Below are 22,214 nucleotides of genomic sequence, written 5' to 3'. Positions count from 1 at the left end.
TCAGAAGTTGCAAAAACCGTTCCCTAAAAAGAAAACGGCTGCAATATCCGAATGGTAAAATTCTGTTTAAACCTTTATTTAACCTCAATATTCTGCTTTAAAGTTAAATTTTTAGATGAATTCCCCACCATAATCCGGTAGGTTCCTTTTTCGGTTACCCAATTCATTGTTGAATCCAGAAACTGCAGTTCTTTCACCGGAACTTCAATGGTAATTTGCTTTGTTTCTCCCGGCTGCAGATGTACTTTTTTGAAACCTTTCATTTCCAAGACAGGCCTTGACATTGAAGCCAGCAGATCTTTCACATACAGCTGAACCACTTCGCTTCCTGCTTTCAGGCCTGTATTTTTTACTGTGATCTTTGCCGTAATTGTTTCGTTTTCGGTGTAATCTGCTTTATTGAGTTTTAAATCCGAAATTTCAAAAGTGGTATAGCTCAATCCGAAACCGAACGGATATAAAGGTTCACCACTGAGATCATAATAGTCATTTCCTCTTCCTGTCGGGTGATGATTATACGTCAAAGGCAGCTGCCCTTCTTCAACCGGGAATGTAACCGGCAGTTTCCCGGATGGGTTTTCTGCTCCGAAGAGCACTTTGACAACGGCATTTCCGCCTTCTTCACCGGGATACCAGACATCCAGAATGGCTCCGACTTTATCTTTCCATGCGGTAGTTTTTATCGCCGAACCTCCGACCAAAACAATCGTTATCGGTTTATTTAATCTGGACACCTCATGTATAAATTCCTCCTGATTTCCCGGAAGGCTCAGCGAAGAGCGGTCCTGGAATTCCCCTTCATGGATTCCGGCAGTCACGATGATATAATCTGCCTGTCCGGCCAGCTGTAACGCTTCATTAAAATCTTTACGGTAATCATGCAGTCCGTAATTCCAGATTAGTTCGATGTTGGCTTCGCCTCTGTTTTCACGGAACTCAACAGTAATATCGTATTTCTGACCTTTTACAAGATCCATATCTGCTGTTTTTGTAGAATAGCCCAGCTTTTCCCAATTGTCAATCATCAGTTTCCCATTAACATAAAGCCTGAAGCCGTCATTTCCGCGTAATCCAAACTGGTATTTCCCGGAGTTTGGGGCTTCCAGTTTTCCTGTCCAGCGTACACTGTAATTGTCCGGCTGCAGTTTTTCAGGATCCGGGGAATATAAAGTCCACTTGAAATTAATCTGTCCGTCCTGTTTTTCAAATGCCGGATTTCCTTTTAAATCAGAATTGGAAAAGTAATGCCCTTTTAATCCTTGCTGATTTTCTGACGACAGAAATTCTGTGGGAACAGCAACAAATTCCTTCAGGTTCCAGTCGATTCCTTTTGAATAGGTAATCTCGATATTTTTATTTTTAACGAAATTTTTAATGCCGTCCAGGATACTCACTTTTTTGTTTCCCGGCCCGGAATAGCCTCCCAGTCTTGCATCGGCAGCATCGGTCCCAATCACCAGAATTTTTTTCACTTTCTCAGAAACCGGTAATGTCCGGTTGTTGTTTTGAAGCAAAACAAAAGATTCACCGGCCGCTTTTTCAGCCAGCGGCTTGTGGTTGATTTTCTTTAATGCGGCAACATCGGCATCGGAAACATAAGGATTTTCAAATAATCCCAATTCAAATTTCGCCCTTAACACCCGTGTTACCGCATCATCAATCCGTTCTTTTGAAATCCTGCCGTCCAGAAACGGGGGCATAAATAATTTATAATGCTGATACTCGGTCTGGAAAATCACATCCAGCCCTGCATTGACCGCCTGGGCAGAAGCATCGTCATAATCCTTTGCCGTAAAATGCAGCACGTTGGCACCGCCTACCGCACTGGCATCACTGATCACAAATCCTTTAAAATCCCAATCTTTCTTCAGTTTTTCGGTCAGCAGCCAGTGATTTGCCGTTGAGGGCCTTCCGTCCAGCAGATTATATGCAGTCATGACAGATCTGCTCTTCCCTTCTTTAAAAGCTTTTTTAAAAGGAATTAAATGGGTCTCTTCCAGGTACCTTTGGCTCCAGTGAATGGGATATGAATCCCGGCCGCCTTCGCCGACGTTGGCTAAAAAGTGTTTCGGTGTGGTAATGATTCCCTGGTTTTCAAAGGAACTGACAAAACTTACGCCCATCACCGAAGTCAAAAAAGGGTCTTCTCCATAGGTTTCCTCTGTTCTCCCCCACCGGACATCGCTTGCGAGATTGACCACCGGCGTCAGAATCTGACGGATTCCTCTCAGTTTTGATTCCCTGGCAATTGCACCCGAAATTTCTTTAATCAATTCAGGATTGAAAGTTGCCGATAAACCGATTGCCTGTGGAAAAGCGGTGGCTCCTTCGCGCATCAGCCCGTGCAGGGCTTCGTCAAATGGGATGATCGGAATTCCTAATCTGGATTCTTCCACAAAATATTTCTGAATCGCATTGATTTTCTTTGCCAGCCTTTCTGCATCTTCATTAGCATTATAGGTTAAAAGCTGCCCGGCAGCACCGCCGCCCTGATTTCCGGCACTCACCTGCAGTCCGAAGATTCCGTGGGCATACCGGCCTTTGGGAACGTTATCCAGATCTCCGGGGATCATGAAACACTGCCAGAATTTTTCTTCAGGTGTCATGCGTTGAAGCAGGTCCTTAATTCTGGCTTCCACAGGCTGTTTCGGGTCTTTGTATAATGGTTTCTGGGCCGCGATAAAAACGGAAGCCAACAATGAAACTGCTATTAATGTACTTCTTAATTTCATTATTGTGTCAGTTGGATTACGGTTGAATATTTTAACCGGGCTCTTTCTTCAGGCATATTTATTTCAATTGAGTTTCCGGATTTCTTCCATTTAATTTTACCCGGAAGCCCTAATACCTTTACAGAACGAGGGTTAAAATTTTCAGGAACAGTGAACTTTAATGTTGCAGGAGAACGGTAATCTGCCTTATCATCCATATGAAAAACGTTGACCGTTTTCTGATCTTTGCTCTGCGTATAATAAAAATCCCCCTCATGATAGGGTGCTATGCTTCTTGTGGCAAAGACGGCAGACCGGTTTTTCTCCATCCAGCCTGAAATTTCTTTTAACCGTTCATACACTACCGGATCATAATCGCCGTTGGGGCCGGGGGCAATATTCATCAGGTAATTCCCGCCTCTTGAAATGATTTTGATTAAGGTTTCAATGATTTTCTGTGAAGTTTTGTAATGGTCATTCGGGACATAGGAAAAGGAATCGCCCATGGTGATGCAGCTTTCCCACGGAATGGAAAGGGCATGCTCCGGAACGGCCTGTTCTGGTGTGACGTAATTTTCCCATTTTCCGGGAACGGTACGGTCTACCACGATAATGCCGGGCTGGTTTTTCCGGGCCATCATTCCTATTTTATCCATATCAATATCCTGTTCCACCTTAATGGTTCTCTGCCATTCCACTTTCGGGTCAATGGTATGAAAAGGCCGCACCCAGCCTCCGTCTAACCACAGGATATCGATTTTTCCGTAATTGGAAGTAATTTCGTTAAGCTGATTAAAAGTGAATTTTTTAAAATTTCCCCATCGTTCAGGGTATTTTTTCGGATCGTAATTAACGTTGCGGTCTTTCGGCGGAAAATACGGCCACCAGTAATCATCGGAATGCCAGTCGGGTTTTGAAAAGTAGGCCCCGATCTTAAATCCTTCTTTTCTGAAGGTACTGAAGATTTCTTTCGTAACATCCGCTTTCGGATTTCTGGAAAAAGGTGTATTCGGAGACGTGATTTTATAATCAGATTCTTGGGTGTCAAACATCGCGAAACCGTCGTGGTGCTTGGTGGTAAAAACCACATATTTCATTCCGGCTTTCTTTGTTGCGTCTGCCCATTTTTGCGGATCAAACTGTGTCGGATTGAACGTTTTCTGCAGGTTTTCGTAGTTTTCCACATATTCACTGTATGATTTCCCGTGTTCCGGCCTGCGCTGTGTCCAGGATTCGTCTTCCGGGCATAAACTCCAGCTTTCCACAATTCCCCACTGGCTGTAGGTTCCCCAATGCATGAACAGCCCGAATTTCAGGTCCTGCCATTCTTCAAGATTCTGCATCACCAGAGGATCATCTGGCTTTTGATAGCCTTCGGAAACGTTGTGTGCCTGTGAAAACAAAGCGGAGGAAAGGAATAAGGATGAAAGAAATAGGGTCTTCGTTTTTTGCTGGGTTGACATCTATGTTTGTTTGCGCTAATTTAATCATCATTTGATGAAACCGCAAAACTTTAATTTAGGATGTGTGAAGGCATCATTTTTTAATTTCAAATAATTGAGTTTTGAGCGTGCCTGGATCTGTTTAAATCAAATCCTGAAATGCAGATTCAATATTCGGAAACATAAATTCAAAACCGTTACGGATTAATTTTTCAGGATAGACGTTCCTGCTTTTCAGCAGCAGCTCAGTTTCTGTCCTGAGGAATACGGATGCGATTTTCAGTTGCCAGACCGGAGCATTCAGCCCGAACGGCATTTTCATTTGTTTTCTTAATCTGCTCATAAAATGTGCATTGGTCAACGGTTCCGGTGCGGTTACATTCACTGCGCCTGAAATATTTCTGTTATTGATAATGAATTCTACCGCTCTGCAGAAATCATCAATATGAATCCAACTTACTTTCTGGGTTCCCGGTCCCTGCTTCCCGCCCAGCCCCAGTTTTGTGATCATTTTCAGTTTGGGGAAAGCACCGCCGTTATTTCCTAAAACAATGGAAGTCCGCAAGGCTGCTTTTCTCATATTTCCACTGTTGACCCTGAAAAATTCTTTCTCCCAGATTTTACAGATATTCATGGAAAAATCATCACCGATAATTCCGTTTTCTTCCGTATTCAAACGCGTTTCGGAATGGATATAGGCAGTTGCGGAGCTTGCATTCAGCCACAGTCCGGGTTTATTGGCACACTGATCCACAGCCTGCTGAAGTACTTTTGTACTGTCAATCCTTGAAGAATATATTTCCTTTTTATTTTCCTCGTAAGATTAATCAGGACATCCGCATTTTCAAGCAGGTCTTTCCATGCTCCCAATGTTTTGGCATCCCAGTAGATTTCATTTTTACGTTTCGGGTTCCGGGTCAGAATATGGACCTGATGCCCTTTTCCTGTACAATATTTTTCAAGGTTTCTGCCTAAGAATCCGGTTCCGGCGGCGATGATTATTTTCATTTTTTTGAGTTTTGATATTAAAAAATACTGAGTCAGACACTTTATAAAGCTTTCCTTTACAATTCAATATGATGATTACCTTTGCTTTTATCGGGTTTTAATCTCTGCAGTTGCTTTGATTAATTTATTCCGTTCGAGAAGAAAACCAGTCATATAATTTTTAAGGAAGAACCTGTTAAACAGTTTTCCGATGATGCCCAGCGGAGATTCAAATTCAAAAATATCGGTCATGACGGTATTTTCTCCTTCCTGCCTGAAAATATGCTGGTGCCTGAGAGATTTAAAGGTCCCTTTCAACATGATATCCGTGAACTGATCTGGTTTTTCCATATTTATAATTTCCGAAGTATGCGTCTGGTAAAAGCCTAAATGCTTTGCTCTCCAGGTTACTGTTTCCCCCTGTTCTATTAAGCCGGAAGTTCTTCCCGCAATCGCTTTCTCACCTGTTTTAAAAGTTGATTTCTGGTGCAGGTCAATGTCTCTTGCCAGGTCAAAAACTGTTTGTATATCGGCTTTGATGACAGTCTGTAAATGGATTATTGACATTTTCTTATAATTAGTACTCAGTTGCTGTTAAAAACTTATCCATATGATTATTGCCAGAACGGTTATTCTGAAAATCAGCCATGAAACAGTCGGAAGGAAATTCAGTTTCAATATTTTACATCTTCTTATATGTTCCAGAAACATGATGGAAACTACAATCCCGAAATACATCAGGTAAAAAACAGGATTAAAATCCGTAAATAAAGCCGGGATTAAAAGCAGGGTCCCGATCAGCGAAACCGTCATGATATTTCCAAGATAATCCCCTATTTTTTCTTTTAAATAAGTTCTCAAAAATATGGTCTGCCAGCCTATCTGCCCTAAACAGATTATAAATTCCCTGAGAAAATTCTGATTTAAACCTAATCCTGATTTCGCTGTAAACAAACTCAAAACGTAGGATGAAACCACCACCACAAATATAAGGTAAGCCAGTCTGTATTTCAGATTAAAATCCGGGATACACGCTTGCTCTGTATGATCTTTTCCTGACGGAATAATCTGCTTTCTGTTGTAAGAAACAAAAGAATACAGCTTTTTAAAAAACCAGTACAGCGGTTGTACCCTGGCAATTTTCGCCAATATCGGAAAGGAGTTTCCAATGATCAGAAGCAGACTATCCAAACCGTATATTACTTTATTTTTTTCGTGATCAATTAAAGCGATTTCATTTTTTGCCCGGCGGAAATCGATTGTATTTTTATTATTGAGGGTCAGTTCCGTAAAAGCCTGCCTTCCGTTGGCATCAAGCATTCCGGCTTTAATAAAGCCATCCGAATAGACATTGCACATCGGGCATTCGTTGTCGTAGATGAGGGTATGGTTTTTAAGTGTTTTCATGGTTTTGTTTTTTTAAATTAAAATCGGAGACACTTATACTTAAAGAAATAACAATTAGTAACGGTGAAAGAACCAGCCATGATAAGCATAAAAGTTCAGATAAGTTTTTGAATGCAAGATCTCTGTTTGGAAAAAATATCAATATAATCCAGATTAAAAAGCCCGAAATAACATATGTCGAAAGAAACATATAAACTTTTCTTGCATCTGTATTTACATATTCCGGACTTAAATATTTAATAACATTAAATGTATATTGCACTAAAGCAATGAGAAAAAATTCAGCAATACATGCAACACCAAAGAAATCTGTTCCTGAAATTACGGCTGCAATAATAGTTGAGATCAATAATAAAATCAATATCAGCTGAATATTGGATTCATGTTTAACAAACGTTCTCATGGCTGTAATTTAAAAGGTTATTTTCCGATTTTTGCTTCCGAAATATAAAATCAGAAACAGATGAATGATGATATTTTTCATGGCTATCAGTTTAAAGGTTTAAAAAATCCCCGCGGGTTCTTTTATTCTGCATTTTAAAAGTAAAATACATCCAGATTTTAAAGAGCAGTGTTTTCATTTCTGATTTGTTTGTCTTTGTTAACAGCGTGTTTGCGTCCTTTTAAGAAAAGCAACAGGTTAAGAAGCATCATTACGCCCAGATAAATTGAAAATTTCCCGATTTTTTCACTCAGGCTCACGACCAGGTTTTCCATTGTCGTAATCGTGTACAGTTCGATAATACAGAGGGCAAAACCGATGTTCAGGAGGTAAAAGCCAATCTTGAACAGTGAATTTGTGGCCATGGCGATGTCTTCTTTCTGGTGAAAAATATCCATCATGAAGGTTTTGGAATTCCTGAACAGGAACTGTGAAACCAATACGGTAAGCACGATAACTACCGGTAAATAAATCATGTACGCTGAAAAATTGTACGTTGCTGTGGTTAGGATGGCTGCTGTCATAATCGTTTTTTATTTTATGGTTAAATTTTTTCTTAAAAAATAAAGGGTAAAAATGTTGATGTAATGCAGGATACACAGAATCAGAACCATATTTCCGATGCGTACAGCCGTTACGGCCAAAAGCTGCCCTATAGAATTTACCTGCTCCCAGCTAGTCAGGCTGACTGCAATATATCCGAGGTTGATCAGGTAATAACAGCCTAACAGGATCCTGTTGATGGTCTGGCAGAGCTGTGAATCGTGGATCAGATATTCCAGATAATACTTTCCTGCCTGATAACACCTCCTTCCCACATCCACCGTGATGTATGAGCTCACCAAAAGAAAAAGCAGGTATGAAAGGATATTGAACATCTTATAAATATTATATTTTCAGTAATTATTGAAAGTTTACCTGAAATAAAAAAGGAACTGAGTCCTTTTTATCTTATCTGCTTATTTATTTTAATAAGTTGGTGATCTTGCCTACCAGCCAGTGGTCATCGCTTTTAATGGCCAGATCCATGATGTTATTGATTTTCCCGGTTACGGAACTGAATTCATCCATTAATTTAATAAATTCTTTTGCTTCTTCAGAATTCCCGTCTTCAATGTTCTTCAGTTCTTCCAGAAAGGAAATCACCGGTTCAATCTCTCTTTTCCTGCGTTCTTTGGTAATCTGCTTGAATAGAAACCAGACATCTTTTTCGGCGGTGAAATATTCTTTCCGGTCACCTTTTACAAATTCTTTCTTTACAATTCCCCAGTCCATCAGGGCCCTAAGATTCATGTTGGCATTTCCTCTGGAAATTTCCAGCTGCTCCATTACCTCATCGGTAGATAAAGGTTTTCCGGTTGCCAGAAGCAAAGCATGCACCTGCGCCATGGTACGGTTGATTCCCCAATTCGTAGCAAATGTCCCCCACGTCTGAATGTATTTTTCTTTGGCTTCTGAAAGTGTCATTGTATTCAACTTTTAATTTCTTATACAAATGTAATTATATTTTTTGAACTTTCAATAATATTTGAAAGTTTATTTTTATTATTCTTTTTTTCCTGATTAAAATAAAGCAGGCACCGTTTCCAATGCCTGCTGACAACTACTTCTGAACTGACTGATAACTTTGAACTAACCTTATAAATTCAGAACGGTAGCCTTCTTCATCTGTGTTTTTACCCTCTTTTGCGAGACCTTCGATTTTCTGAAGATCTTTTTCTTTAATTAATTTCGACTGTCTCAGCACCAGCCCGAACCATGCCACCGAAGAGGCGAATTTGTAATCCGGACTTGCCTGCGCCAGCTGTTCTGCGGTGTTCTTTACCACTTTTACCATTTCTGAACTGGTATCGCCATCCGGCTTTTTATACCTGAATTTTATGGTGGCCAGCTCATCTCCGAAATTCTGAGTACCTGACGCCGGAGCATATTTTAATTTGGTTTCTTTCGGAGCGAACTCTGAATTTACACCCGCCGGAACAACTTCATACAGGGCCGTTACGGTATGCCCGCTTCCCAGCTCTCCCGCGTCAATCTTATCATCCGTAAAATCTTCATTTCTCAGTTTCCTGTTTTCATACCCGATTAACCGATAAGACTTCACCCATTTCGGGTTAAATTCAATCTGGATTTTTACGTCTTTTGCAATTGCGTACATGCTTCCCGCAAATTCCCTCCCCAGAAACTTATTGGCTTCCTGCAGGTTATCAATATAAGCATAGTTGCCGTTTCCTTTGTCGGCAAGGATTTCCAGGCGGTTGTCTTTGTAATTACCCATTCCGTACCCGAGGCAGGTAAGGAAGATCCCCGTCTTTCTTTTTTCTTCGATCAACGTTTCCAGGTCTTTTTCAGAAGAAACCCCCACATTGAAATCCCCGTCTGTTGCCAGGACCACACGGTTATTCCCGCCTTTGATGAAATTTTCCTTCGCCAGTTTATAAGCCAGTTCAATTCCGGCTCCGCCTGCCGTACTTCCGCCTGCCTGCAGATGGTCCAAAGCATTGATAATGGTCTCTTTTTCTGCTGCGGAAGTCGGGGCCAGCACCATTCCGGCATTTCCGGCATACACCACAATTCCTACTTTATCCTGCGGCCTCAGCTGGTTCAGCAGTACCTTCAGAGAAGATTTCAGCAGCGGAAGCTTATTGCTTTCATCCATAGAACCAGAAACATCGATCAGGAAAATAATATTGGACTGCGGCAGGTCATCCATTGCGATATTTTTACCCTGAAGCCCTATTTTTAAAAGCTTATGCCCGGGATTCCAGGGTGCATCGCTGTATTCTGTATTGATGGAAAAAGGCTGCCTGTTTTCCGGCTGAGGGTAACCGTACGTGAAATAGTTCATCATTTCCTCTACTCTTACAGCATCTTTATCCACAACATTCCCGTAATTGATCATTCTTCTGATATTTGAGTAGGAAGCATTGTCCACATCAATGGAAAAGGTAGACAGCGGCTGGTTTTTCGCCGTTTCAAAAGGGTTTTCTACCAGTGCATTGTATTCTTCGTCGGTGTTGCTGAGTTGCCTGGGCCCTTTTTTCCCTTTTACCGTTGTTATTTTTTTACTGTATACTTTGTTATCGGTAGCCGCTTTAGCCTGCTTTACAGGTTTTACCGGTTTTGATGAAAGACGCGGCTGCTTTTTTTGTGAACCGGTTACAACCACACTTTCAAATGAATATTCAACTTCTGAGGCAGTCAACTTTTTAGGTTTCGGGCAGCCGTTGTATTCCGGCAGTCCGGGAACGGTAGGGCATGCATCGTCTTTATCCAGGATACCGTCGGCATCCGTATCCGGCCACGGGCATCCGTTATTTTCGGCAGGACCGGCTACTGCAGGGCATGCATCGTCTTTATCAATCACTCCGTCTCCATCCGTCTCGGGCCACGGGCATCCGTTGTTTTCAACAGGCCCGGCCATCTCTTTGCATGCATCGTCTTTATCAGGAGTTTCATCACTGTCCATATCCGGCCATGGACAGCCTTTATTTTCAGCAGGTCCGGCAGCTTCCGGACATTTATCGCGGCTGTTCTTTATCCCGTCCCGGTCCCTGTCTTTTTCAATACTTAATGTTTTTGATTCTTTAGGTGAATCTGAAACTGTTTTGGTTTTGCAGCCTGCGAGTGAAGCCAAAGCCAGGAGTGTTGTCCCTATTTTTTTCATATGTATTATTTTAATAATCTTATACAATCCATTATTTTGGTTGTACCTGTTTATATAAGGATGCAGAAATTAAAAAAGGTTTCAGTAATTTCTGATTTTTCATGAACATTTATATTTCAGGGCTCGATTTCAGCCTTGATTCCTTCGTTCCAGTATTTTGCTTCGGGCATATAGTAGAGATAGACATTGCTGCTTTTCCCGGTATATGTTCCTGCAAATTCTGCTTTCAGGTCAAGATTGATTATTTTCGTTTCCCCGGCATGAAAATGTTCCCAATACAGCACGAGATAATTATCAAAAACTTCATAATAAGACACCTGCTTTTTATCCAGCAAGTCTTTTAAGAGCGCATTCTGCAGCGTAAGCCCGGCAGGAATCCCGATTTTTGCGGTGACCATGGGTAACGGATTATTGATTTTATTTTTAACGGTTACCGTCATCCTGTTGGTCTCCCCTGTTTTTGCCGTCTGAGATTTCAGCTTTGTTTCCATCATCAAAGGAATCTCTGAACTTTTCGGAGGCTGCAGGCTGTAATATTGATATTCGAGTGTATAAGGCAGCCCTTTCTGAAAGATCGGAAAGTCAATACTAATTTCATTTTTCCCGGTTTTATAAGCAGATGTTATATTTACATTGGGTGAAATTTCCGCATTATTGATTTTAATATCGGGCTTCTGCGTTCCGTACAGTTTTTCATTTTCAGAAAAGAATTCAGACAGTACTTCCAGTGCCAGGCTGGTAGCCTGCGTGGATCCAAAGCCATAATACCCGTTATATTCAATTAAAGCATTGGTAATATTCCTGATTTCCTGTTCATTAAGCCTGGTATCTTTCTGCAGGGCCATCATGTAAAGTGACAGTGTTTCTGCGTTGGCAGATTTTCCTTTTGAGCCTGTAAATGTAATACCCGGATTTATATTTTTACGTTCAAACTGTTCATTCAAAAGAGAGACAACAGCGGTATAATCACGGGTTTTATTAAGGTTAAAGGCAACATTGGCCATTAAAGCAAGCTGGTACGAATCTTTTGTCGCCATTGCTTTTTTCAGGCTTACGTCATAAGCATCTTCAATTTCTTTCTTAAAACCAAGCTTTGAAAGGGCGTATACAACATACATATCCCTTGACCATGCGTATTCTGAATACGGATTATTGATTTCATAACTTTTCCTTACTTCAAAGAGCCCGTTCCCGTTTTTCTTTGACAGGATAAAAGCCGTCAGATCCCGGATGATTTTCTGATCGACAGGTATGTATTTTTTCAGATCCCGGAATTCAAGCAAGGCAAATGCAGAAAGTGAAACATCTGATTCTCTAGCGCTGAAATACCCGAAACCCCCATCCCGGTTCTTATAGCTCAACATCTTCTGGAAGCCTTTTTTCATATTTTGCACCACTATATCCTTTGTCCCGGCATCAATTTTACCCACTGATTCCAGATAATCCAGGATAAAAACATTCGGGTATACCGTGGAGGAAAGCTGCTCGAAACAGCCGTAAGGCTCACGTTTCAGCCTCTCCAAGTCTTCAAAAAGCTTCAGGGCAGAATTTTCAAATACATAATACGAAGACAAAAAGCTTCCATTGATATATTCCGGGATATCAACCGTCAGATTTTCATTTCTGTTGCCTGTGACTGAATAATAATGCGGGAATCCTTTTTCCCCAACGCTGAACGGAAGGATCACCGTTTCCCTGAAATCAGCTGACCTTACCACAAACTGAATATTTGAATTCACGGTTTCATCTGTCCGGACCTTTACCAATAACCTCCCGGATTCTAACGGCTTCAAGGTGATCAGGCTGTCGGATTCCATCAGGTTTACACGGTTTGGGACTATTACGTTCATCGTCATGGTTTTCGTCTCAGAAGAATTATTTTTAATCACTACAGGAATCACCATCTCATCTGTCCTCGTAAGATACTGGGGGATTTTGGCATCAATCGAAATCATGCTTTGTGCCGCATACGCAGTTTCATTCCGGCCCACCAGTCCGCTGGCTGAAATTCCTTCTGTGAGAACCCTGAAGGTGGTGTTGGCATCAGAGTTATAAAACTCAATTTTTGCTTTCCCGTTTTTATCGGTTTCCACTACCGGATTCCAGTAAATGATTTCCCGGTAATCGAAACGGTATGAGGTATTTGCCGTTTCGTAAACGGGATAGGCAAACTGCCGGGCCTGTGCATATACCGTAAGACTGTCTCCCGGAACGGAACTGACTGCAAAATAGGTTTCCGGCGTAACATCAAATTTAATCGTAGAATTTCCGTGTTTTGCAGAGGTGATCAGAATCACTCCGTTTGCCCCCCTGCTGCCATACAATGAAGTTGCGGCAGCGTCTTTCAGTACGGTTACTGAGTTGACGTCATCAGGATTGATGTTAAGGCTGAAATGCTCTACCGGTACACCGTCTACTATAAATAAGGGGCTCTTATTGGTAGCCGAACGTGCACCTCTGATCATCACATTTCCGTTCATCTGATTTGCCGGGCTGGAAATGTGGAGCCCAGCCACTTTTCCGTTTAGCACCGAAGCATAGCCCGGATTATTGATTTCTGCCGATCTCACTAAGGTTACAGAATTTGAAAGTGCCTCTTTCTTTTTTAATCCCAACGCTCCGGTTACCACAACTTCGCTGATCTCCTGAGATTTTATGGTATCAGCTGCCTTGCGTATGCCTGCAGGTTTTGTGATACCCGGCATTTGGTTTTTTATTTCTTTTGCATTGGTTTTTTCAACAGCTTCTATAATCACCTCATCAACATCTATGTTATTCATTGTTTTCCTGGTTAAAGGATTTATATTGAGTCTATAGGCTAATATCTTTATTTTAACCTTCTGCCTGGGCTGAAAAGATTTTGCGATGATTTTATAATTCCCCGAAAAAGAAGTAAGGTCGGTAAAATAGAATTCCCCGCTTTCACCTGTAACCTGCTTTATGATTTTATTTTTTCCGCTGTAATTTTCTTCCAGAAGGAATACTTCAGCTTTCACAGGCTTACTGTTTTCATCTTCTACCATTCCGTAGACGGGGTTCCGTTTTTCGGGAAGATATTTGTATTTATAAGCCTTAGTTACTTCTGGGATCAGTTCAAAATACCGGTAACCGTTGGTAAGCATCACAAGATCGAGGCTTTTATTTTTTTTTGCCTTGTCTTCTTTGGGGTCAAAATAAAACGGCGGTTTTTCAATTTTACCCCGTAATTCGGAATCCATCAGAAGCCAGGAAACAATGTGGTTCTGTTTATCATCGGCATAGGTCCAGAGTTTGTCATCAACTACGCTTACAGCAAGGTTTGCGGGAACCGGCCTGCCGTTCTGATCTTCTGTTTCAATGTCCAGGATTACTTTTTCCCTGGGTAAATAATGCTGTTTTGAAGGTTTGATCTTAATATTAAGCTGCTGTTCCTGATTGGTAAAAACAATTCGCTCGGCCAGGGGAATATTGTTTTCAAAAACGGTAAACCTGCAGATCCCGGCCGGAAAATCATTTTCAGAAAGCATGAGATCAGTTTCGCCGTTTTTTAAAACGAGCTGATGATGATAAATTTCCTTTCCCCGGAAATCTCCTTTGATCATCACCGTTTTCTCTTCTTTAGCGGCCAGTCTGAACTGAATCTGCCGGTTTTCTTTTCTCAGATTAAAGACAACGCCGTCATCTTTCGGATCCGGCAATGGGTAAGCGTCCGTAATATTCTCGGGTTTCAGGACTTTAGCATAATAGGTTTCTCCTTTTTCAGGTGTTAAATTAAAACTTCCCATACCAAAATTATACGCAGCCACTTCCGTTATTTTTTCATGGTTCTGATTAAAAACAGCCAGGGTTGCATCCACCGGTTTTTCAAATTCGTCCACAATTTTAAAAGCAATATTCTGTTCAATCCCGCTGATCAAAGTTCCGCCTTCGGGCATGAATTTCACATCCAGGTTATTCAGGACAACAGGGATATTCCGTGAAATGGATTCTGTGAAGCCGTCAAAATCCACTTTCACAGTCAGCAGTGCATCAGAAGATTTCAACGGATCCGGAAGCTTGAATTTCAGCCGGTGTTTTCCGTCTTTGTCGGTCAGCAGTTTGCCTCCGGACATCTTTTCACCGTTGTGCATTACAGTAAAATCCGCTTCATAAAAAGGAACCGGCAGATTGGCGAGGCTCCGCATGGAAAAATCTGCCAGTACCTCATCACCGGCTCCGTATCCTTTTTTAGGAAAATCAAGCTTCATCAGAATCCTGGGAGACCCGATTTTCTGGAGGGTAATTTCTTTTTCAAAGATATTTTTCCCGCTTTCATTCTGCATCCAGTCGGTATAGGCTTTCATTTTGTAAATGCCGCCTTTCATCTCCTTATTAAAAGAGAAATATCCTTCGGCGTGCCCATTCTTTATTTCATATTTTGATCTGCTGACTACACTTCCGGATGGATCCGTCATCTCAAAATTAACGACCCGGCTTAATGCTGCAGGAAGGTTATCAAGGGCATTGACTACATAAATTTTAAAATCCATTGTTTCACCGGGCTTATAAAAAACATGGCTGGTCTGGATGTAGGTTTTCTCCTTCCGGAAATCTTCAAACTGATGCTGCGCGTTCAGTACAGTCACTGAAAATAAAAAAATGCACATTAAATATGCTGTAACTTTCCAATTCATCTTTTAAAATTTAAATGAAACCATGCATCCGTACGTTGTGAAAGACGGAAGATTAAAGAAATCAAGGCCTTTCCCGTTTTCCTGATCGTAGAAATTCTGATTGGGATCTGCCCCGTTATTTGCCTGCCAGAGGATGATATTATTTACATAAAAAGTAAGCACCAATGAAGTTCCGGTATGGTTAACCGGCAGGTTTGCTGACAGAGAAATGCTGTTAACCCGCACATAGTCGGCTTTCTGAACATATTCTTCTGCAACACCCAAGTACCCGTACCTTGTCCAACGGTTCTGGGTTATGCTCCTGTCCGGATCATAAAAATCCACAGGAGTCTGATTCATACTTCCATTGGCCTGTACGCCTTCAAAAACATAGTTTTTAACATTCCGACTGTCTGCAGAGTTTTGAGAACGTCCATAATAATCGAGAACAGCCTGGGTCCCGTTCCACAGCCGGCCGCCTTTCTGCCATTCCCAGTTGATATCCAGCGTAAACCTTTTAAAGCTGAAATTATGGGTAAACTTCATGACAAAATCAGGGGTCGGGTCTGCAATTATTTTCATTCCGTCCGCTTTTTCAGGATAGCCGTTTTCATCAATGATGAGCTGCCCGATTTCATTCCGGCGGAAGTAGCTTCCCATTACGGCACCTAAAACCTGGCCTTCCGTTAATGTTTTATACAGATCACTGAAACCTCAAATGGCAAGGTTATTATACCCGTTTTCCACCCGGTCTGCTCTATTTTGATACTTGAAAAACGATATTTTCTGCGTACTCAGAAGATTATAACCGATCCTTAAATTAGTATAGGAAAAATTAAACTCGCATCCGCTGTAGGTGTGATCCGCCATATTTTTTAAGATAAGCTTAGTGTTTTCATATACCGGAAAAACATCATCAAGAATCTTCCGGCGGAAATATTCCCCTTCGAAACTGATTTTGTATCCCAAATTCAATCTGAACCCTATTTTCCATTCTTTGGTGTTGATATTTGAAAGCCTGCGAAAGGACTCTGCTTCATTGACCGGAAAATACTGATAGGCATTTTCCGCTTTCAGTAAGGTTGTTGCGTATGAAGCATAAGAGCGTGTGAGATCAGGTTCGGAACTTAATGCAGTGTAAGCACCGAGAACTTTAAAATCAAACCGCTGCCAGTTAAAAACATCTTTAAAAATCAGGTAGGCATTCGCTTTGGGCAGCCAGTAGCTGTTTTTAAGGGAAGTATTGGAAATGTACAGTGAATTTCCAAGGTCCGCCCCGATCTCAAGATCATTTTCATGCATTTCCAGGCTGTAGTTAAACAGGTAATCCTGAGAGGTTCTCTGATAGCTGTATTGCTTATCCGCTAAACTGTTGTATACCTCGGCGTGATGATCATTTAAGATAAAACTGATCCCAAAAGTGTTTTTAAAACCATAATCCCCCAATGAATAGTTCCCGGAAATATTGGAGCTGTACAGCGCATTGTCCTGCATTCTTTCATTGAGCAGGCCGCTGATGAATCCGTATGTGGACGGCCGGTAACGATCAACATTCAGGAAGCGGTCGCTTTCATAGGACTGGTTAACATTCAGTTTAAGATTCTCATAATTTTTTGCTGCATTCAGGCTGAACTGCCTGCGGTTGCTGTGGTAACTGTATTTATCTTCCTGACTGAGGAGAAATCCCGGGTTGTCTGCAAAGCGGCTGTAGCTTCTCTGCGAACCGTCCGGCCTCAACAGATTTTGCGTATTTGAAAAAGAAACCGGAGTGAGCAGCGCATTCTGGTACACCTTGTTGAAAAGTGCGATCCGGTTGGCATGAGTGGCTTTGTTTTTATCATAGCTAAATGCCAGATTTACAATATAACCACTGAAATCTGAACTGAGTTTGGTCTTGAAAGAACTGATCATATTAAACTCATCGGCAAAATACATCTGGTCTTTCTGCTGGCCCAGGTCTACGGACAGCCGAAACGTCTCTTTATAATCTCTTTTTAAAAAGGCACTGATCTTGAGCTGATTATTAAATCCTGCCGCTGTTCTGAAAACATCATTGTTATAGGCTTTTGCAGGTGAGGGCTCCGTCTGTAAGACCGACTAACCGACCGTTCCCGTCATATTCATAAGGCTGATGATCAAATGCCAGTGTGGAAATATCCGGTCCGAAACTGAACAGCTCACCGGTTTCGGGACCTTTCCATACCAATAATCCGTTTTCAGACCTTCCCTGGACAAATCTGCTTTGGGTACGTGGAATGGCATTTCTGGATTTAATATCAAATGAAGTGGTAAAACTGCCGTTGATGATAAGATGTTCCTGATCAAGCGGCCTGATTTTATACAGCGTGTCATTCTTCTGCCTGATGCTTTTTATTTTCCAAAAGTATCGGTTGTATTTTCCGCTGAGAGCAGTGCGGGTACTTTCGATGCTGTACTGATCATTGTTTTTATTTGAAACCAGACTGTCATAGGCTTTGCTGTACATATTTTTCACCTCCTCATTTTTAACCCGGGACTGAAGAATATCTTTAAGTTCCCTCAGCTGATACGTCTGAATAACTGCCTGATTCTTACCGGCATTCCATACCAGCGTATCAAAAGGCTTTCCGGCAATAATTGCAGAGCCTGTTTCATCGGTCAGTTCATAGACACCGCTGTTTTATTGTATACCTTCAGAAAATTCTGAGGTTTATTTTTACCGTTTAAAAACGGTCCTGAATAATACAGCTGGGAGTTCTGAGCAAGAAAAAAAGTGGCTGTAAACAAAGTAAACAGGATATAGATTTTCTTCATTCTGATGGTGATTAAAATGGAAAAGCAGTCTCCGGAGAAACTGCTTTTCCGGAAAGGTATGGTGAATGGGTATTAGGTTTACAGGTGACGGTTACTTTTTGAGCAGATGATCGTCCAGAAGCTTTTTCAGTTTCTTTTTTTCTTTTCTTGAAATATCCTTGGTTTCTACGACTATCATTCCGTTGGAGGCACGGGCCCCGAAAACCGGAACGGCTTTTTCACCTTTAAAAATCTGTACTGACTGGATTTTTTCCGGATTCAGTTTTTTGAACACTTCGATATCGGCAGGTACGCCGTTAATGATAACCAGAGGATTGGCCCCGGAACCAGCATTACCCCGTATTGAAATATTTACATTTCCTGAGCCCTTCGCTCCGGAAACCGAATTGATCCTGAGCCCGGGAGTGACACCCGAAATGGTATTAAAATCCATTTTACTGCCCACTTTATTTCCAAGAACGGAAGCGGAGGCAACGGCTTTATTCCGGTTTACATATTCTTTATTGTAGGCTAAAATTTCCGGTTCTTTATCTTTTTCATTCAGGTTAAATGTAGAATTCGGGTATAGTACTTCTGCCGTATCTGCAACAGCATTAAAGTCAGATGCCTTCTTTTTAACGGATGAAGCCATGGCGTTTACCATAGAAGCTTTTTCTTTTCTGATTCCCATGGTAATTACTTCTTCCAGATTCTGCCTTGCTACAGTATCCATTGGTTTTTCTTTGGAAGCAGAGACAGCATCTGCCTGAAAAGCCGGAACCGTCATTTCATATACGGGAGAGGATAAAGGGGGTGTGTAAAGCTTCGGAACGTTTTCGTAAGCAATCTTTTCTGAAGGTGCCGGTAAAGTTTCATCCTGTATGTTGCTTTTTACCATGCTGTCCAGTTTCCGGATATGTTCAGGCACAACGGCATCTGTATTTTTTTGGGAGTCTACGATATTCCTAGCAATTACCGGCTGTGCCGCTTTTCTGTCTTCTTTTTTATCACTGAAGTAAAAAATACCTGATCCTATTAATAAAGAGGCTGCCATACCGTAGGGAATCCATATCGGAAATGCTTTTTTCTTATCCTGTTTTTTATCTAATTTTTCTTCAACCGCATTCCAGACTTTGTCAAAACCAGGAAAAGTCGCCGGCTCTTCTGAATTTTTAGAAGCTTCGTTGAACGTTTTATCGATATCGTGATTGTTTTCCATTGTCTTAAAAGTTAGATGTTATGGTGAACCAGAAGTTCCTGAAGTTTTTTTCTCGCTACATTCAGCTGGGATTTTGAAGTCCCTTCACTGATGGACAGCATTGCGGCAATTTCCTTGTGCGGATAGCCTTCGATGGCAAAAAGATTGAAGATGGCCCGGCAGCCTTCCGGCAGAAATCTGAGCAGGCTTAGAATATCTTTTTCAAAGGAAACGGTATCGGCTGCTGAATCAGAAGAAACAGCGTGGTCATCTTCAAGGGAAATGTGCAGCTGTTTTGTGGCCCTTAATTTCTGCAGGCATTCATTGACCGCAATTTTTCTGGCCCATGCTTCAAAAATATCCGGATTCTGAAGCTGGCTGATTTTAGTAAAGATCTTATAAAAAGTATCCGCCAAGGCTTCCTGGATATCCTCATCATTTTTCAGGTACCTTTTACAGACCGCATACAGCTTTCCGGCCATCTTTTCGTAGACTTTCCGCTGTGCGTTGCGGTTGTTCCGCTGGCATTCCAATAAGAGCTCTCGTTCCATAATCAGGCTTTATACTTGTATAGATGCATAAAATTTCAAATAGGTTGGAAAGCTGTTTAATTTTTTTAAAATGAGCCTGTCTGAACTTATTTAAAACATTTAAGATTATATTAATTCCTGACGTTTTAAAGTTTGCTTTGATAGGAAATCAAAGATATTCAAATAGTTAATTACTACTAAATAAACTTTTAAAAGTATTTATTGAACTTGTTTAAACTTTTAGTTTTCTAAGGAACAAAATGAAAAAAAGCAAGATAATGTAGATTAGTTATCTGATTTTCAATATTTCATATCTTATTAATAATATTTAAAACTATCGAGCCATGCATTAGCTTTTTTGTTTTAATCCTTCTTTAAAAGCTCCGATCAAAGTATTTCTTATCAAATATACAGTATGGGGCTGGGCTTTGATATTCCTATAAATTTCTTTTTGTTGCAGTTATCTCACCTGACGTTTTTTATCTTTACTAAGGAGTTCCCGAATTTCAGTTTTTATTCAATCCTACGTTACCGATTTTCTCAGAACTCTTTTTATATAATTAGTTTAAACAAATTAATATTTAGCAATAAGTAATATTTAACTTGTTAAAAGATAATGAATATGGTTATGCTACAGAAGTAGAGTATTTTATTCATTAATTTTATAAACGAGCTGTTATTTTTAACAGCCTGTTTCATTCTAATTTGTAAATTTATCGACAAATTCCGACTCTCCTTTAGCAAATCTGCTGGGTCATTATAATTTCGCTTATGCAAACGTACCCCATTTTACCGATGAAAAAGAATACAAAGATCCTCCTTACAAAAGGGAATACTACACACCTGTTTTGGATGCTTATGATAAGTCTTAGTTTTTTACATTCTTGCAACAAAAAAAAATACAGATGGGAGGCGGGGATTTCCGCTCCCAAGTATTATCCTGTAGCGGGAAATGTAAATTTTGGGAATGCTGGGAATGGGGCTAATATTGCATTTGATAGCGGTTGGGGGAACACATATGGAGCGGTGGTAGGAGAAAAATGGAAAGATACTCCGAAAGAAGTGTACATAGATTATTACAGTGTAGTAGATGGTAAAGGGTTTAAAGGAAAAGTATCACTTCCACAAGAAAAGATAAAGGATTTGTTTAATGAATATAATCTTGATGACGGAGACAATTTAGGACATTTGGTGGTTGGTATGGCACCGGGAGGCTGGATACGGGTTTGGGTCCAAGCTTTAGATCAAAAAGCAAATGAATATATAAATATAGAAGTGGCAAAAAGGCACTTGAAAGGCTATAAAGATGAAAGTGTAGGAGTTGGCTTAAAAACAAAAGATTTTAAAACATGGGGAAATACCTACACCTACTGGCAACACCACGGTATTCCTTATGAAGCATGGGCAAATAATGAAAAAGAGTATGATATGTATTTTGATTTTAATAAACCCAATAAAAGAGAAATAGGATTTAGTTACACTTCGCAAGATGGTACATTTAAGCAAGGGATAGGAATATGGAAAAAATTCATTTGGAAATTACCTGTGGAGTTTGAATTGGGTTGGCGTGATAAATCAAAAGAAACTTTCTATTGTTCCAAATTTATTATGCCAAAAAGTTTTAAAAGTTTTGTAGAAAAAAAAAGATTAAATACAATTATTTTTAAGTTGGAAATTGATGATAATGACCAAGATGCAACGCTTTATTTAGTTACAAACAGCACAAAAGAAAAAATACTAAGATTTAAAAATAAACACCCGACAGTAGAAGAGAAAAAAAATAATGAATATGGTTATGCTACAGAAATAGAGTATTTTATTCCTTAATTTTATAAACGGGCTTTTAAAAATTAACAGCCTGTTTCATTCTAATTTGTACATTTATCAACAAATTCCGACCTTCCTTTAGCAGATCTGCTGGGTCATTATAATTTCGCTTACGCAAACATGCCACATTTTACTGATGAAAAAGAATATAATGATCCGCCTTAAAAAGGGAGATTTATATACATCATGTGGTTGCCTATGATATTTCTTAATTTATTATTATCCTTCTGTCAAAAATATAAATACTGTTGGGAGCCTGAGATTTCTGCTCCAAAGTATTATCCAGTTGGAGATGTAAAAGTGAATTTTTGAAATGCCTGACATAGAGCTCTTATGGATTTTGACAGTGGTTGGGTAAAGAATATGGATTGGTTGTAGGAAAAAGATATAGCAATGCCAAAACTATTCATAAGCAAAATCATTAATATCAAAAAATAAAATAATTATTGACAATGAAGCTGTTTAAACTTATTTAGAAAGAGAGTTCAGAGAAAATTAGCAATTTTGGATTGCAATTTAAAAGACTAATAATCTGGAACTCATTAGCAAATATAAAATAGAGAAATGGATTTTACCCCATTTAAGCACAGGAAAAAGAGG

19 protein-coding genes are annotated in these 22,214 nt (G+C 40.4%); 1 reads left to right on the top strand and 18 read right to left on the bottom strand.

Annotated features, from left to right (window positions below; translation table 11 throughout):
- Positions 1–74: 74 nt before the first annotated feature.
- From ASE55_RS02940 to ASE55_RS02865, 18 genes are all read right to left on the bottom strand, one after another.
- Complete coding sequence (locus ASE55_RS02940; RefSeq protein ID WP_056215341.1) at positions 75–2,732, bottom strand: beta-glucosidase; 2,658 nt, start codon at positions 2,730–2,732, stop codon at positions 75–77.
- A complete protein-coding gene (locus tag ASE55_RS02935; RefSeq protein WP_056215336.1) occupies positions 2,732–4,174 on the bottom strand; it encodes an alpha-L-fucosidase in 1,443 nt (480 codons plus the stop codon). Before ASE55_RS02935 ends, ASE55_RS02940 begins: the two co-directional genes overlap by 1 nt.
- 121 nt (positions 4,175–4,295) lie before the next feature.
- Positions 4,296–4,937: an epimerase gene (locus ASE55_RS02930; protein WP_317041546.1), complete on the bottom strand. Its 642-nt coding sequence runs from the start codon at positions 4,935–4,937 to the stop codon at positions 4,296–4,298.
- Positions 4,871–5,161 (bottom strand): NAD-dependent epimerase/dehydratase family protein, encoded by a 291-nt coding sequence (locus ASE55_RS20820; RefSeq protein ID WP_317041542.1) that lies wholly within the window; start codon positions 5,159–5,161, stop codon positions 4,871–4,873. Before ASE55_RS20820 ends, ASE55_RS02930 begins: the two co-directional genes overlap by 67 nt.
- An 87-nt stretch (positions 5,162–5,248) precedes the next feature.
- Positions 5,249–5,707 (bottom strand): SRPBCC family protein, encoded by a 459-nt coding sequence (locus ASE55_RS02925; RefSeq protein WP_056215335.1) that lies wholly within the window; start codon positions 5,705–5,707, stop codon positions 5,249–5,251.
- A gap of 27 nt (positions 5,708–5,734) precedes the next feature.
- Positions 5,735–6,547, bottom strand: coding sequence for a DCC1-like thiol-disulfide oxidoreductase family protein (locus ASE55_RS02920; protein ID WP_056215332.1), 813 nt, complete (start codon positions 6,545–6,547; stop codon positions 5,735–5,737).
- Positions 6,534–6,950, bottom strand: coding sequence for a hypothetical protein (locus ASE55_RS02915; protein ID WP_056215329.1), 417 nt, complete (start codon positions 6,948–6,950; stop codon positions 6,534–6,536). Before ASE55_RS02915 ends, ASE55_RS02920 begins: the two co-directional genes overlap by 14 nt.
- A 158-nt stretch (positions 6,951–7,108) precedes the next feature.
- A complete protein-coding gene (locus ASE55_RS02910; RefSeq protein WP_056215326.1) occupies positions 7,109–7,513 on the bottom strand; it encodes a hypothetical protein in 405 nt (134 codons plus the stop codon).
- A gap of 9 nt (positions 7,514–7,522) precedes the next feature.
- Positions 7,523–7,867 carry a hypothetical protein gene (locus ASE55_RS02905; RefSeq protein WP_056215324.1) on the bottom strand — a complete coding sequence of 115 codons (345 nt, stop codon included), beginning with the start codon at positions 7,865–7,867 and terminating at the stop codon, positions 7,523–7,525.
- Between the two features lie 85 nt (positions 7,868–7,952).
- A complete protein-coding gene (locus ASE55_RS02900) occupies positions 7,953–8,456 on the bottom strand; it encodes a GbsR/MarR family transcriptional regulator (RefSeq protein WP_056215322.1) in 504 nt (167 codons plus the stop codon).
- Between the two features lie 136 nt (positions 8,457–8,592).
- Entirely contained in the window at positions 8,593–10,656 is a 2,064-nt protein-coding gene (locus tag ASE55_RS02895) for a vWA domain-containing protein (RefSeq protein WP_056215318.1), read from the bottom strand.
- A gap of 116 nt (positions 10,657–10,772) precedes the next feature.
- The gene (locus ASE55_RS02890) at positions 10,773–15,308 is read right to left on the bottom strand and encodes a TonB-dependent receptor plug domain-containing protein (RefSeq protein WP_056215315.1); all 4,536 of its coding nucleotides are present in this window, start codon (positions 15,306–15,308) and stop codon (positions 10,773–10,775) included.
- Between the two features lie 3 nt (positions 15,309–15,311).
- Complete coding sequence (locus ASE55_RS02885; protein ID WP_056215312.1) at positions 15,312–15,947, bottom strand: hypothetical protein; 636 nt, start codon at positions 15,945–15,947, stop codon at positions 15,312–15,314.
- Between the two features lie 54 nt (positions 15,948–16,001).
- Positions 16,002–17,222 carry a hypothetical protein gene (locus ASE55_RS02880; protein WP_128414486.1) on the bottom strand — a complete coding sequence of 407 codons (1,221 nt, stop codon included), beginning with the start codon at positions 17,220–17,222 and terminating at the stop codon, positions 16,002–16,004.
- Between the two features lie 121 nt (positions 17,223–17,343).
- Entirely contained in the window at positions 17,344–17,781 is a 438-nt protein-coding gene (locus tag ASE55_RS02875) for a hypothetical protein (RefSeq protein ID WP_128414485.1), read from the bottom strand.
- Between the two features lie 143 nt (positions 17,782–17,924).
- On the bottom strand, positions 17,925–18,080 hold the full coding sequence (locus ASE55_RS20230; RefSeq protein WP_157844620.1) for a hypothetical protein: 156 nt from the start codon (positions 18,078–18,080) through the stop codon (positions 17,925–17,927).
- 91 nt (positions 18,081–18,171) lie between these two features.
- A complete protein-coding gene (locus ASE55_RS02870) occupies positions 18,172–19,278 on the bottom strand; it encodes a TonB-dependent receptor plug domain-containing protein (RefSeq protein ID WP_056215302.1) in 1,107 nt (368 codons plus the stop codon).
- An 11-nt stretch (positions 19,279–19,289) separates the two neighbouring features.
- A complete protein-coding gene (locus ASE55_RS02865; RefSeq protein WP_056215300.1) occupies positions 19,290–19,808 on the bottom strand; it encodes an RNA polymerase sigma factor in 519 nt (172 codons plus the stop codon).
- Positions 19,809–20,582: 774 nt separating this feature from the next.
- Here ASE55_RS02865 and ASE55_RS02860 point away from each other — a divergent pair.
- Positions 20,583–21,614 carry a DUF2931 family protein gene (locus ASE55_RS02860; RefSeq protein ID WP_157844619.1) on the top strand — a complete coding sequence of 344 codons (1,032 nt, stop codon included), beginning with the start codon at positions 20,583–20,585 and terminating at the stop codon, positions 21,612–21,614.
- The last annotated feature ends 600 nt before the right edge of the window (positions 21,615–22,214 follow it).

The organism is Chryseobacterium sp. Leaf201 (assembly GCF_001421435.1).
In the GTDB taxonomy this organism is placed as follows: Bacteria; Bacteroidota; Bacteroidia; order Flavobacteriales; family Weeksellaceae; genus Chryseobacterium.
The sequence above is the reverse complement of the archived record's forward strand: the minus strand, read 5'-3'. Positions and strand labels throughout refer to the sequence as shown.

What these genes read in the sequence shown, in the direction of transcription:
- ASE55_RS02890 (WP_056215315.1), bottom strand. Translation starts at nt 15,308, where the DNA reads ATGAATTGGAAAGTTACAGCATATTTAATGTGCATTTTTTTATTTTCA.
- ASE55_RS02935 (WP_056215336.1), bottom strand. Translation starts at nt 4,174, where the DNA reads ATGTCAACCCAGCAAAAAACGAAGACCCTATTTCTTTCATCCTTATTC.
- ASE55_RS02925 (WP_056215335.1), bottom strand. Translation starts at nt 5,707, where the DNA reads ATGTCAATAATCCATTTACAGACTGTCATCAAAGCCGATATACAAACA.
- ASE55_RS02940 (WP_056215341.1), bottom strand. Translation starts at nt 2,732, where the DNA reads ATGAAATTAAGAAGTACATTAATAGCAGTTTCATTGTTGGCTTCCGTT.
- ASE55_RS02870 (WP_056215302.1), bottom strand. Translation starts at nt 19,278, where the DNA reads ATGGAAAACAATCACGATATCGATAAAACGTTCAACGAAGCTTCTAAA.
- ASE55_RS02905 (WP_056215324.1), bottom strand. Translation starts at nt 7,867, where the DNA reads ATGTTCAATATCCTTTCATACCTGCTTTTTCTTTTGGTGAGCTCATAC.
- ASE55_RS02880 (WP_128414486.1), bottom strand. Translation starts at nt 17,222, where the DNA reads ATGTATTTTGCCGATGAGTTTAATATGATCAGTTCTTTCAAGACCAAA.
- ASE55_RS02895 (WP_056215318.1), bottom strand. Translation starts at nt 10,656, where the DNA reads ATGAAAAAAATAGGGACAACACTCCTGGCTTTGGCTTCACTCGCAGGC.
- ASE55_RS02885 (WP_056215312.1), bottom strand. Translation starts at nt 15,947, where the DNA reads ATGGGAAGCTACTTCCGCCGGAATGAAATCGGGCAGCTCATCATTGAT.
- ASE55_RS02915 (WP_056215329.1), bottom strand. Translation starts at nt 6,950, where the DNA reads ATGAGAACGTTTGTTAAACATGAATCCAATATTCAGCTGATATTGATT.
- ASE55_RS20820 (WP_317041542.1), bottom strand. Translation starts at nt 5,161, where the DNA reads ATGAAAATAATCATCGCCGCCGGAACCGGATTCTTAGGCAGAAACCTT.
- ASE55_RS02860 (WP_157844619.1), top strand. Translation starts at nt 20,583, where the DNA reads ATGAAAAAGAATACAAAGATCCTCCTTACAAAAGGGAATACTACACAC.
- ASE55_RS20230 (WP_157844620.1), bottom strand. Translation starts at nt 18,080, where the DNA reads ATGAAGAAAATCTATATCCTGTTTACTTTGTTTACAGCCACTTTTTTT.
- ASE55_RS02900 (WP_056215322.1), bottom strand. Translation starts at nt 8,456, where the DNA reads ATGACACTTTCAGAAGCCAAAGAAAAATACATTCAGACGTGGGGGACA.
- ASE55_RS02865 (WP_056215300.1), bottom strand. Translation starts at nt 19,808, where the DNA reads ATGGAACGAGAGCTCTTATTGGAATGCCAGCGGAACAACCGCAACGCA.
- ASE55_RS02920 (WP_056215332.1), bottom strand. Translation starts at nt 6,547, where the DNA reads ATGAAAACACTTAAAAACCATACCCTCATCTACGACAACGAATGCCCG.
- ASE55_RS02910 (WP_056215326.1), bottom strand. Translation starts at nt 7,513, where the DNA reads ATGACAGCAGCCATCCTAACCACAGCAACGTACAATTTTTCAGCGTAC.